Here is a 13,068-nt window from a genome sequence, read left to right on the forward strand (position 1 = left end):
GAATCTATTCAAAATGCCTTTTAAAACAAGCAAAAAATGAATAAAAGAAAATATAGGATGAAAAAGATATTTTTTATTGCTACACTCGCTTTGTTAACTGCTTGCGAAAAATCCTTCGAGCAGTATCCACCGGACAAGCTTTCACCCGAAAATGCATTCAATACCGAAAAGGATCTGCAATTATATGCGAATTCTTTCTACAACAATTTGCCTAGCGCCAATGATATCGTCAGAGGTGACCAAACAAGTGATTTCCTCGTAGGCTCCACGATCGACAATTATTTATCGGGTAGTTATTCGGCCGCACAAGCCGGTGGATGGACCTGGGAGCCACTTCGAAACATCAACTACTTCCTCGAGCAAATGGTAAGAGCGCAAATAAGCGACGAATCACGTAAGCATTTTGAGGGGTTAGCCCGTTTCTTCCGTGCCTATTTCTACTTTAATAAAGTAAAACAATTCGGCAACGTTCCCTGGCAAGAAAAAACACTCACGATTGATGATCCCGATTTATACAAAACGCAGGACTCACGTGCGTATGTAATGGAAAAAGTTCTAGCAGATCTTAATTTTGCCTGCGAGAACATTTCACCGGCCATTGATCCCACGTCTTCCCAAATCAGCAGACCGGTAGCCTTGGCCTTCAAATCCAGAATCTGTCTTTTCGAAGGCACTTATCGCAAGTATCATGAAGAACTCAGTCTTCAAGCCACGGCAAACACTTGGCTGCAAGAAGCCGCTGATGCAGCCAAGCAAGTAATTGACGGCGGCCAATACCGTTTGAACATAGAATCGGACCCGACGACGAGCTTCCGAAACCTATTTATCAATGAGCAACCAAAAACCAACGAAATCATGTTGGCAGCAATCAACAACGCCTCCTTGCGCGTACTGAACGATGCCAATTGGTACTGGACAAGTGCAACCTACGGTCGGCGGCTCAGTTTCACGAAAACATTCGTTAATACATTCTTAAATCGCGATGGCAGTCGATTTACCGATCAGGCGAACTACAATCAGATCCCTTTCTGGGAGGAAGTAAAAAACAGAGATCTCCGCCTACAACAGTGCATTCGCATGGGCAGCTATCAACGGGAGGGCCAGCCGGCACCGCCCGACTTCACTTATACCTACACCGGCTACATGCCCTACAAATTTACGCTCGATTCGAAAGCAACCGATGGACGTGCCGAAAACAACAACTCACTTCCCTTGATGCGCTATGCGGAAGTGTTACTGAACTATGCCGAAGCAATGGCCGAGCTGAACCGTTTCACAGAGGCGGAATGGAACTTAACCATCAAACTGCTTCGCGAACGTGCCGGTTTAAGCAACACGGCAATGCCTTTAACAGCCGACACTTATCTGGAACAGGAATACTTTGCCGATCAAAACCTCAGCGCTGCGCTGCTTGAAATACGCAGAGAACGTGCTATTGAACTAGCCATGGAAGGCTTTCGATATGATGATCTCATGCGCTGGAAGTTGGCTAATTTGTTACTTAAGCCTTATACCGGACTTTATGTTCCTGCAATGAATACACCATATGATCTCAATGAAGATGGTAAAGACGATGTCTCCTTTGTAACCGCTGTACCCTCCAATCCGCAAAAGGGTATTGTATATTTTGTCATTAACGGCACGCAACATTATTTGACAAATCAAACAAGCGGAAATATTGTCGCACAAAACAATTTACGACGGATATTTGACGATTTCATGTATTTAAGACCTATTCCTATCGAGGAAATAACCCTCAATCCCGATCTAAAACAGAATGCCGGGTGGGAGTCGAGATAACCGTATGGCCATTGGTGTTGCTCGTGCATACCAATGGCTAAACTTTAATTTTATTTATTTATATTTAAATTTGTTATTTTTTATTTCTTTTTGTTTATTTGATGCCAACTAATACCAATATAAACAGGAACTATGATGTACGAAAATTCCTCCCTACTAACAAAAGTCGGACTTCCAAAAACACTGACTTGGGGATACTTGGGCATATTGATCTTTATGATGGGTGACGGGGTTGAACAGGGCTGGCTGAGCCCTTACCTGCTTTCACACAATATGCATATTGAACAATCCGCTGCTTTATTTACCGTGTATGGCGTTACGATAGCCATATCGTCTTGGTTATCGGGGGTATTAGCAGAAACATTCGGCCCACGAAAGTCGATGTTAGCCGGGCTATTATTATACATTATCGGCACCGTTGGTTTTGTGGGCTTTGGCATGGCGAATTTGAATTACCCCATCATGCTAATAACCTACGCCATCCGTGGATTTGGCTATCCCTTGTTTGCCTATTCATTTTTAGTTTGGATTACTTACAAAACACCAAAAGCAATGCTTGGAAGAGCCGTTGGATGGTTTTGGTTTGTATTCACCGGCGGCCTAAACGTGCTTGGAGCATATTACTCCAGCTGGGCGATCGAAAAATTAGGATATCAGAACACCCTTTGGAGTTCAATTTTCTGGGTAGCTTTGGGTGCTCTTTTTGCGCTCGTGTTTAACAAAGAATCTTTTAATACCCATCAACCGCAGGGGCAAACGACCAGTAAGAAGGAAGAGCTGTTGAAAGGGTTTACCATTATTAAAGCGGAACCGAAGGTGCTTTTAGGAGGGATTGTACGGATTATCAATACAACGGCGCAATTTGCATTTCCTGTCTTCTTACCTATCTATATGGCGCAATTTAATATCAGCACCAAAGAATGGTTACAGATCTGGGGAACTATTTTTACCGCAAACATTGCCTTTAATTTAATTTTTGGTTTTGTGGGCGACCGTCTCGGATGGCGCAACACAATCATCTGGTTCGGAGGCATTGGCTGTGGCCTTACCACACTCCTTATCTTTTATATCCCTGCATGGACCCAAGGAAGTTATTGGGCAGTTATGTTGGCCGGTGTGCTATGGGGAGCTTTATTAGCTGGTTATGTTCCACTTTCTGCGCTCGTTCCTTCACTCGTAGAAAAGGACAAGGGCGCTGCTATGGCAATTCTAAACCTCGGTGCGGGACTTCCTGTATTTGTCGGTCCTGCCTTAGTGGGTTTATTCATCAGCACAATCGGCAATGCTGGCATCATCTGGATTCTGGCCATATTATATTTTATAAGCGCCTTGCTAACGCTATTTATAACGCTACCCAAAAACAAAACACAAATAGAAACAAGAAAACTTTACGTAAATGAAAATATTAATAACGGCCCCTTACCATGAGAAAGCTCAAGGCGAACTAAAGGAATTGTTCGGAGAAATTATATACCGCGAGTGGAAAATCAAAGGAAGTGCTTACACAGAAGAAGAACTGATAGCGTTACTTACTGAGGAACAACCGGATGCGCTCATCACGGAACATGACCAGGTTACCGAGAAGGTCATCGCCACCTTTCCTCATTTAAAATTTATCGGTGTTTGCCGGGGAACCCCCTCCAATGTCGCAATAAATAAAGCAACTGAATTAGGCATACCGGTGTTTAATACACCGGCAAGAAATGCACAGGCCGTCGCCGAAATGTTTATAGCCAACTTGATTACCTTTATGCGTAACACACTGGCCGGTATTAAATGGCTCGAGGCGAAAAAATGGGAGGCCGGTGCTCATGCTTCTTATCTTCAATTCAAGGGACATGAGCTTGCCGGAAAAAAAGTTGGAATGGTTGGCTTTGGTGCCGTTGGACAAACCATTGCCAATTTACTGCAACATTTTCCGACCGACATCGTATATTATGATCCCTACTATACTTCCGAAAATGTAAATTTCAAAAAAGTATCTTTAGAGGAGGTCTTCAGCACCGCTGATATTGTAGGAATACATCTACCTGTTACGGAGCAAACGAAAGGTATGATTAATAAAGATTTAATTAGCAAGATGAAGGCTGATGCTATTTTTGTAAATACCGCCCGTGCCGTGGTCGTAAATCGCGTGGACTTGTTGCAAGCGCTAACGGAAGGAAAAATCGGCGGAGCTATATTGGATGTCTTTGACCATGAACCGCCCGACGAAATGGATTATAAGCTGATTCATCACGAACGCGTGCTGGCAACTCCACACATTGCAGGCGCAACATTTGAAGTTGAAGATCACCATGCTGACATTATGAATAATTGCTTAAAGGAATTCTTCAAAAATGGCAACAAACGTATTAAACAACTTGTCAACAAAGAAATTTAGCGCCTTAAGCTGTAAATTATGAATCAGGAAAAGCAATTAGCTTATTTAGTGGTAGACATAGGTACGGGCAATGCACGCGTTGCAACTGTTCTGACCGACGGAAAAATCGTAGCCCTTAGGCGGGAGAACGTTCATTATGAAAAAGATGCTGACTATCCGGACGCCATTTCGTTCGACCCGGCATGCTTATGGGGACAGATCATTCGAATGAGCCAGCAAGTGCTTCAGGAAACAGAAAATCTCGACATTATCGCTATTACCGCAACGAGTCAACGAGAAGGGATCGTAGTCTTTGGCCCGGACGAAAGTGAATTGATAGGCATGTCTAACCACGATAATCGCGGACGCGAATGGGAAGACATGATAAAGGACAAATCGGCCATGTATAAGGTCGTAGGGCGATACCCAACCGCTCTGTTTTCCGCTCTGAAGCTGGTAGGCTTCAGGGAAAGAAAAACGGGAGCAGGCAAAAAAATAACAGCTTTTACCAGTATCAGCGATTGGGTTAACTTTAAATTTTCGGGCATCCTTGCTTATGAGCATTCGCAAGCTTCAGAGACATTGTTATACGATGTAGAGCGCGGGAAATGGGAAGCAGCCTACGGCGACCTTTTCGGAATATCTCCAGCACTATTGCCACCGCTAAATGTAGCCGGAACAGTGCTAGGCCCTGTCCGCTCCCAACTAGCGTTGGAACTCAACATTAATCCTAAGGCTCGGGTCATTGTCGGTGGATCGGACACCCAAATGGCCATAAAAAGCGTGTCACCCAATACGGATGATGTGGTTATCGTATCAGGCACCACCACGCCGGTTGTTAAGATCGTTGACAACTACCTGGTCGATGCCTCGGAACGTACTTGGACAAGTCGGCACATCGATGACAACTATTTTGTACTGGAAGCGAATGCGGGTGTCACCGGCCTAAATTACCAGCGCCTTAAAGAAATTTTTTATCCAAATGAAGATTACGAGGTTATTGAGGAAGAACTGAACAAGGTATCACAGCCCCAGTGTATCGCGTCTTTAGGGTCGCTGATCGCAGACGAAAAATCGCCCCTAACCAAAGGAGGTTTTATTTTCAATGCACCCGTTTCCCACCAGCTCACGAGGGGCGACTTTGTCTGGGCCATATTGTGGGATATCGCCTGCAGCATTTACGAAAATTACAAAACGCTTGATCAGGTTAGCGGGCACTCGAAGGATTATGTATTAGCATGCGGCGGTGGGGTACAGAGTAAAACGTTGCGGCAGTTTCTGGCCAACTTATTTAATAAAAAGATCATCATCCGCGATACTTATAGACAATCATCCATCATCGGAGCAGCGCTGATCTGTACCGAAGCTTTACAAACCGTGTCCTATGAAACCCATGTGCTGGACACAAGCGTTCCCCGCGAGCGCGATCGCTACTTAGCCCTTTATAAAGAATGGTCTAAAGTCCGTAAAACATTTAAGCAGGTAAAATGAAGGAATATATCATTGGAATCGATGTTGGCACGCAGGGGGTTCGGGTAGCACTTGTTCAGGCAAACGGAACGGTTATACAGACAGTATCCACTCCTTTTAAACTTACCGCCCGGTCAAGAGAAGAGCAGTCGCCGGATATGTGGTGGAAACATACGCTTGAAGCGTTGTTGGAAATCAGAAAGCAAACAGCGAATGATATTGCGCCCCGGGCGATCAAAGCCATTGCGACAACCTCTACATCCGGAACCGTTATTCCGATAGACAAAAACGGCATTCCTCTACATGACGCACTTATGTATAGTGATACCCGTTCGGCCGAAGAGGGTCAATACTGCAAAGCGCTGGCAAAACAGTACAATCCGGATGGATTTACCGGTTTTAATGCATCGTGTGGACTTTCCAAAATCAGGTGGTTCGACAAAAATTATCCGGAAAAGACGGAACGGATACACAAATGGATCCATGCTGCCGACTTCATTACCGGCAAACTCTGTGGCCGGTTCGATATAACGGATTACACCAATGCATTGAAAACAGGTTTTGATGTAGACCGTTATTGCTGGCCGGATTACCTCGATCGACTTATTACAACCACCTGGCTACCGGAGGTGGTTTCATCAGGAACGGTAATTGGCGAATTGGCCACGGACTTAGCAGGGGCACTACGATTGGACAAAACAAAGGTCGTAGTAGGTCTTACCGATGGTTGCGCTTCACAGTTAGCCTCCGGCGCCGTCAAACCAGGCGATTGGAATACGACTATTGGGACTACCATGGTGATTAAGGGCGTAACCCGTAACAAAATCATTGATCCCAGCGGTAGCATTTATTGCCATCGGCATCCCGAAGGATATTGGATGCCGGGCGGCGCGAGCAACACCGGTGCCGATTGGGTTAGTTTGGATTTTGATAAAAAAGAGCTGCCGATATTAAACGCGCATGCCGCTCGACTCTTGCCCACCTCACATCTTGCCTGGCCATTAAAACAAAAAGGCGAACGATTCCCTTTTACTTCACCGCATGCAATGGGTTTTGCTCCTCCAAGCATATCGAATGAAGAACGTTATACGGCCAATATGGAAGGCGTGGCTTATATCGAACGCTATGCTTATGAACAAATCGAAGGTCTGTCATCCGAGCCGGTAAGCGCTATCTTCACCGCCGGGGGGGCCAGCAATAGCGCTCCCTGGTTGCGTATCCGAAGCAGTGTACTCAAGAAGCCCATTTATAAATCCCGGGAAGCAACCGGTGTATTGGGGGCGGCAATAGCTGCTGCGTCCAAAACCATATATGGCTCTATGACAGAAGCCGTCAACCACATGACACAGATAACTGAAGAGGTATTGCCGGAAAAAGAGCTTATTTCCATATACGAAGAAAATTATCATCAATTTATTCATCTGTTAATCGACAAACAATATATTGCGACATGTTAACGGTATATCTTTTACGACATGGCGAAACAGCCTATAATGCAGACGGGAACCGCTACTGTGGCCTAACAGATATAGGCCTGACGGAAAGGGGGGTAGAACAGGCAAAACGAGTGGCATTCTTTCTGAAGGATACACCCATCGAAGCCGTCTATGCTTCGCCCTTGCAACGGGCTTTTACAACAGCCGCTCTAGCCATTGAGGGCAAGATACAAATACAGAAGGAGGAGCGTTTAAAAGAACTTGACTTTGGTAATTGGGAAGGAAAAACCAGGGAGGAATTTGTGCGGGAAGATCCTGAACTTTGGAATGCGTGGGAAAAAGCACCCGAAACTGCCCGAGCCGGTGGTACCGGTAATACCGGTAGCGAAATTGTGGAACGCGTAGATGCTTTTTTCTTGGAAATGTTGCAGACGCATCGCGATCGCAGCATTATGGTGGTGGCTCATAACACCGTCAACAGGTTATATCTTGCCTACAAATTGGGAATGCCTTTGCGAAATTATCGTCGGATTGTTCAGGAAAATTCTGCCATCACTCTTTTTGAACTGGACAATCAGGGGATATTAAGCCTTCATCAATTGAATACACGTTAAAATTTAATTACCTTATGAATAAATTATTTCTATTAAGCCTTTTTATTGTCAGCAGCTTAAGTCGCCCCGCTACCGCTCAAGAAAAGTTACATGTTATTTCCGTTAAAACGGCAAAAGAGCTACACCGCTTTTTCCAATATAGGCCCGGCAATAAACCCATTATTTCAGGCCATCGGGGCGGTACGGAAAAAGGCTTTCCCGAGAACTCGATCGAAGCATTCGAAAATACGCTAAAATATACACAAGCATTTTATGAAATCGATCCACGGCTTACGAAAGACAGCATCATCGTATTGATGCACGATGCGACGCTTGAACGCACGACTACCGGCACAGGAAAGGTTAGCGACTACACCTATGAAGAACTTAAACAGTTCAAGTTAAAAGATGTTAACGGAAACGTCACACCTTACCATATCCCTACCCTTTCTGAAGCAATCGAGTGGGCAAGGGGTAAAACGGTTCTAAACCTCGACAAAAAGGATGTACCGATGGAAATGACCGCCGCCTTAATCAAAAAGCACCAAGCAGAAGCCTTTGTGATGGTAACAGTACACAATGCCGAGCAAGCGAAATTTTATTACGAACAGCATAAAAATCAAATGTTCTCTGCTTTTGTAAAAACCCCCGATGCGTTAAAGCCTTATGAGGATGTGGGAATACCAGCCAGTCAAATGATCGCTTATATCGGACCCGATATAAAACCCGATAATCAAGTGATGTACAAGTTACTGCATGCAAAAGGCATACGCTGTATGATTTCGGCAGCGCCCACTTATGACAAGGTAAAAACGAAAGAAGAACGCGCAAAAGCCTACCGAGCCATTATTGAAGACGGCGCCGATGTGCTGGAATCCGATTTACCGATTGAAGTGGGGGAAGCGATCGGGTCGTTGAGACGTTAAATAGTTGAGTAGGGAATTAGCTAATGTGATAATTAGCCGATGTGATAACTAGTTAAGTCGTTAAATAGTCGAGTGGTTAAGTAGTTAGTACGAATAACTATTAACCGATAACGAATAACTAATCTAGTTAAGTAGTTAAATAGTCGAGTGGTTAAGTAGTTAGTACGAATAACTAACAACCGTTAACAAACAACTAATCTAGTTAAGTAGTTAAATAGTCTAGTGGTTAAGTAGTTAGCACGAATAACTATTAACCGATAACGAATAACTAATCTAGTTAAGTAGTTAAATAGTCGAGTGGTTAAGTAGTTAGTACGAATAACTATTAACCGATAACGAATAACTAATCTAGTTAAGTAGTTAAATAGTCGAGTGGTTAAGTAGTTAGTACGAATAACTATTAACCGATAACGAATAACTAATCTAGTTAAGTCGTTAAATAGTCTAGTGGTTAAGTAGTTAGTACGAATAACTATTAACCGATAACGAATAACCAACAACTAGTAACCAATAACCAACAACTAACCTAGCCCTTATAAGCGTCTCTGCTCACAACTGGCAACTCGCAACGCACAACTATTAACCAATAACTAACAACTAATAACCAATAACTAACAACTAATAACTAACAACTAATAACTAACAACTAATAACCAATAACTAAATAGACGCTCTCTTAAACAAATAGAAGGGCACTTCGACATGTTGCTTGGAGTTTTCCAATATGAGGTTGGCAGCGGTCGTGCCCATTTTTTCGAAATCAGTTGAGATGGTGGTTATGCCGTTCAGTATAAATCGTTTAACGCGGGTTTCGTTGTAAGAAATGACACCAACCTGGCTTCCGATTTCCAATTTCATGGAAATAATACGATCCAACAAAATCACTAAATCGTCTTCCATTAGATTGATATAAACTTCGCCTGCACTGATCGGCTCTTTCGCAATATCGCTCACAAGCAGGTGGTCAAAAGCATATTGCTGACAAAAGCGGTAAAATCCCTTTATAATCTCTCGTGGAAAGTAACTTTTATCCGGAAAAATTAATTTTAAGGTATGGTATTTAGCCAATTCCCCTTTGGCCTCTTCCAAGGCATGGTAAATATCTTCTTCAAAGTTTTCATATACGGCAGCATAATCGCCTTCTACTCCGGGTACTTTTTTATCCAACAAGAGCAATTTCTCTTTTGGCAATTGGTTGATTACTTCGGCGGCTTTTTCACGTTCCTCCACAAAATGAGGGATGATCACATAGTGCGTATAATCCTGCTTTTGGTTCTGTAAGAGCTTTTTAAAAAGATTAAAATCGTTATTGTAAATATAAAAATCGACCGCAGCATCCGTTCCGAGCGTTTTTATAAAGGCATCATACACAATCTTCTTGTGTGCGCTCAATTTATTGAAAAGTAACATGATGCTTCTTTTTTGCCTGAAGTCGGTACGGCTCACATAATACCCTTTACCGGGCACGGAATCGATCACCCCTAATTTCTTGAGATACCGATAACCCTTTTCAGCAGTATCTCTTGAGACCTCTAAAACAAAACTTAACTCGTTAATAGAGGGCAGCATCGTATCCTTATCGATTTTACCATTTTTAATGGCATTCAATATGGCATTCGTTAGCTGTAAATACTTTGGTGTTGCCGAAAACTCATCAATCTTTATATACTCAAAAAACGGATCACACTTCATGGATATAGGTTACAAAGTCGAAAGATACAGATTTTTGATTAATTGCGTACCACATCAAATGTAAAACTATACTTACCGGAACCTATTTCCACAGCGGAATTATCCACTACAATTCCCTTTTCATCCTTCACCGAGTTTTTCACCGCATTGGGAAAAAATACTTTTGCGGTGGTATTCGGCGGAACTTCTACCGTCATTTGCATCTTCGTGCCGGTAATTTTCCAGTTCGAGACGATTTTTCCATAGATCGTCTCAAGCGAAGCGTTGGCGAAAGACAATCCACCTCCAGGTCGCGGAGCAATCACAAACGCTTTATAGCCCGGTGTCTCACTTGGCGCCTGAATACCGGCAACCTGTTGATACATCCAATCGCCTATAGCTCCATATGCATAATGATTAAACGAGTTCATGTCTTTATTTTGAAAGGAACCATCCGCCTTAATACCATCCCAGCGCTCCCAAATAGTGGTAGCACCTTTCAACACCGGATAAAGCCAGGATGGATAGGTACGCTGCATTAATAAGGTATAAGCGAGATCCTCATAGCCATATCGACTCAAGACGTGGCAAAGGTAGGGTGTCCCCAAGAAGCCGGTGGTAAGGTGGTTATCATAGCTTTTGATATTATCGGCTAAGCGTTTTGCTGCCTGTGCACGTAGATTCTCCGGCAACATATCGAATTGCAGGGCTAATACATAGGCTGTCTGTGAGCTTGAAACCAAGCGACCTGACGGTGTTACATACTCCTTCATAAAGGCTGTCTTCACTTGCTGCAGCAATTGCTGATAACGGGCAACATCCTCCCTTTTTCCTAATACCTCGGCTGCATTGATCATCAATTGTACGGAATGTCCGAAAAAACACTGGGCAATAAGATACTTGTCGGTAATAGCAGCCCGTCCATCCCGATCATCATTAGGAATATAGAAAAGCCAATCACCAAAATGAAACCCTTTATTCCAAAGGTCATTCGTGCTATTATCTACCATAAACTGCACCCATTTTGCCATTGAGGTGTATTGCTGCTCCAGTATCCGCTTGTCGCCGTACAGACGATAAAAATTCCACGGAATAATCGTAGCCACATCCGACCAGCCAGCCGAGCCACCCTCTTTCGTTTTCCAGTAATAGGGTACGACGTGTGGTATCGCACCGCTGGCGAACTGGTCGGCCTTTACATCCTGCAACCATTTCATAAAAAAACCAGCGACATCCATGTTATAAGCTGCCGTATTGAAAAAGGCCTGTGCATCGCCCGTCCAACCTAATCGTTCATCGCGCTGTGGACAATCCGTAGGGACATCCAAAAAATTTCCTTTTTGCCCCCAGCGGATATTGTGCTGCAGTTGATTGATCAAGCTATCCGAGGTTGCAAAGTCCCCTGTTTGACGCATATCTGAATGTAGAACAACTGCTTTTATATTATTTAAATTGATTTTTTCGTTAGCACCTTCAATCTTCACATACCGAAAGCCCTGAAAAGAAAAACGAGGGTGATACGTTTCCGAGCCGCTCCCCTTGAAAATGTAAGTCAATCGCTGCTTAGCCGAACGCAGATTCTCCGTATAAAAATTACCTTCTTTATCTAATACTTCAGCATGATAGAAAACCAGGGAATCACCTGATTTTCCCTTGGCGTCAAACTGAATCCATCCCACCAGGTTTTGTCCAAAGTCAATCACCTTTTCGCCTTTTGGTGTTGTGATAATCTTAAGGGGTTGAATACTCTCCTGTGCCGTCACGGGTGGAGCGGGCGATGCGACTAGCCGTTGGTATGCAAGTGAATCGTTCACTTTAACGGGCTTCCATGTATCATCCTTAAAAGCAACAGTTGTCCAATTAACCTGCTCCATACGGGCATCATAAGTTTCGCCGTTGTAAATGTCAGTCATTCGGATCGGGCCATCCGTTGAGCAGCTCCACGTACCATCGCTGGAAACATTCATCTTTTCCCCATTTTCAAGCTCGATTTCCAGCTGAGCCAAAAGAGCCAGGTCGCCTCCGTAAAAATTGTTTCCACCCATCAAATTTCCTTTGAACCAGCCATTGCCCAGTAGAACGCCTATAACATTCTGTCCATTTTTGAGCTGCTTGGAAACATCGTAGACCTGATACTGCAAACGCTTATGATAGCTGGTCCATCCAGGGGTAAAATAGGCATCCCCTACCTTTTCACCGTTCAGATAAGCCTCGTATAAGCCATGCGATGTGATATAGAGTCTTGCTTTTTTTATCCCTTGATTCAGGTCAAACACTTTCCTAAATTGAGGACTGGGATTGGAAATAGGCGCGGTTGCCTGATCAAGCTGAATCCATTTCGCGTTCCAATCGGTAGGATTGAGCAAGCCCATTTCCCAAAAACTTACCTCACTCCATGGCGAAACGTTTCCTTTGTTATCCCAAACACGGACTTGCCAAAAGTAACGCGTTTTACTTTCCAGCGTAGCTCCGCCAAAGGGTATAAGTACCGAAGCATCACTTGCGACTTTTCCCGAATGCCACGTATTTCCCTTTTTCAATCCACCAACATCAGTGGCTACTTTCAGCTCGTAAGCCGTTTGCATCACCCCTTTTTCCGTCGCCTTTATCTTCCAGCTTAACCGTGGAACTGCGATATCAATGCCAACGGGATTTTTTTGATATTCACAAGTTAAGCCATATAAACTAAGCTTTTGTGCCTGACTTTCTCCCATAGCGATAGCACAAAATAACAAGATCAAACAAGTACATTTCCACCAAACATGTTCATTTACTTTCCGTATCATAATTTATTATTAAAAGGTGATCAA

At 43.7% G+C, this 13,068-nt stretch carries 9 protein-coding genes; 7 read left to right on the forward strand and 2 right to left on the reverse strand.

What is annotated here, in order from left to right; all coding sequences use genetic code 11:
• Positions 1–36 precede the first annotated feature (36 nt).
• The 7 genes from ACH11B_RS02245 to ACH11B_RS02275 all read left to right on the forward strand — a co-directional run bounded on the left by ACH11B_RS02245 (position 37) and on the right by ACH11B_RS02275 (position 8,587).
• On the forward strand, positions 37–1,800 hold the full coding sequence (locus ACH11B_RS02245; protein ID WP_377612950.1) for a RagB/SusD family nutrient uptake outer membrane protein: 1,764 nt from the start codon (positions 37–39) through the stop codon (positions 1,798–1,800).
• 132 nt (positions 1,801–1,932) lie between these two features.
• Positions 1,933–3,228 (forward strand): MFS transporter, encoded by a 1,296-nt coding sequence (locus ACH11B_RS02250; RefSeq protein WP_377612952.1) that lies wholly within the window; start codon positions 1,933–1,935, stop codon positions 3,226–3,228.
• A complete protein-coding gene (locus ACH11B_RS02255) occupies positions 3,197–4,183 on the forward strand; it encodes a 2-hydroxyacid dehydrogenase (RefSeq protein ID WP_013663745.1) in 987 nt (328 codons plus the stop codon). The genes ACH11B_RS02250 and ACH11B_RS02255 overlap by 32 nt, the downstream gene beginning before the upstream one ends.
• A gap of 18 nt (positions 4,184–4,201) precedes the next feature.
• Positions 4,202–5,653 carry an FGGY-family carbohydrate kinase gene (locus ACH11B_RS02260; protein WP_377612954.1) on the forward strand — a complete coding sequence of 484 codons (1,452 nt, stop codon included), beginning with the start codon at positions 4,202–4,204 and terminating at the stop codon, positions 5,651–5,653.
• On the forward strand, positions 5,650–7,089 hold the full coding sequence (locus tag ACH11B_RS02265; RefSeq protein WP_377612957.1) for an FGGY-family carbohydrate kinase: 1,440 nt from the start codon (positions 5,650–5,652) through the stop codon (positions 7,087–7,089). Before ACH11B_RS02260 ends, ACH11B_RS02265 begins: the two co-directional genes overlap by 4 nt.
• Entirely contained in the window at positions 7,083–7,682 is a 600-nt protein-coding gene (locus ACH11B_RS02270) for a histidine phosphatase family protein (RefSeq protein ID WP_013663748.1), read from the forward strand. Before ACH11B_RS02265 ends, ACH11B_RS02270 begins: the two co-directional genes overlap by 7 nt.
• Before the next feature lie 14 nt (positions 7,683–7,696).
• On the forward strand, positions 7,697–8,587 hold the full coding sequence (locus ACH11B_RS02275; RefSeq protein ID WP_377612959.1) for a glycerophosphodiester phosphodiesterase family protein: 891 nt from the start codon (positions 7,697–7,699) through the stop codon (positions 8,585–8,587).
• 660 nt (positions 8,588–9,247) lie between these two features.
• Here ACH11B_RS02275 and ACH11B_RS02280 read toward each other — a convergent pair.
• Positions 9,248–10,279, reverse strand: a complete 1,032-nt coding sequence (locus ACH11B_RS02280; RefSeq protein ID WP_013663750.1) for a winged helix-turn-helix domain-containing protein — start codon at positions 10,277–10,279, stop codon at positions 9,248–9,250.
• Positions 10,280–10,317: 38 nt separating this feature from the next.
• Positions 10,318–13,044, reverse strand: coding sequence for a glycoside hydrolase family 78 protein (locus ACH11B_RS02285; RefSeq protein WP_377612961.1), 2,727 nt, complete (start codon positions 13,042–13,044; stop codon positions 10,318–10,320).
• Between the last annotated feature and the right edge of the window lie 24 nt (positions 13,045–13,068).

This window comes from Olivibacter sp. EAT-5 (assembly GCF_044784325.1).
GTDB lineage: Bacteria > Bacteroidota > Bacteroidia > Sphingobacteriales > Sphingobacteriaceae > Olivibacter > Olivibacter oleidegradans.

Bases quoted from the DNA above. Each gene is read 5' to 3' on its own strand.
- ACH11B_RS02280 (WP_013663750.1), bottom strand. From the start codon at position 10,279: ATGAAGTGTGATCCGTTTTTTGAGTATATAAAGATTGATGAGTTTTCG.
- ACH11B_RS02270 (WP_013663748.1), top strand. From the start codon at position 7,083: ATGTTAACGGTATATCTTTTACGACATGGCGAAACAGCCTATAATGCA.
- ACH11B_RS02245 (WP_377612950.1), top strand. From the start codon at position 37: ATGAATAAAAGAAAATATAGGATGAAAAAGATATTTTTTATTGCTACA.
- ACH11B_RS02285 (WP_377612961.1), bottom strand. From the start codon at position 13,044: ATGATACGGAAAGTAAATGAACATGTTTGGTGGAAATGTACTTGTTTG.
- ACH11B_RS02250 (WP_377612952.1), top strand. From the start codon at position 1,933: ATGATGTACGAAAATTCCTCCCTACTAACAAAAGTCGGACTTCCAAAA.
- ACH11B_RS02255 (WP_013663745.1), top strand. From the start codon at position 3,197: ATGAAAATATTAATAACGGCCCCTTACCATGAGAAAGCTCAAGGCGAA.
- ACH11B_RS02265 (WP_377612957.1), top strand. From the start codon at position 5,650: ATGAAGGAATATATCATTGGAATCGATGTTGGCACGCAGGGGGTTCGG.
- ACH11B_RS02275 (WP_377612959.1), top strand. From the start codon at position 7,697: ATGAATAAATTATTTCTATTAAGCCTTTTTATTGTCAGCAGCTTAAGT.
- ACH11B_RS02260 (WP_377612954.1), top strand. From the start codon at position 4,202: ATGAATCAGGAAAAGCAATTAGCTTATTTAGTGGTAGACATAGGTACG.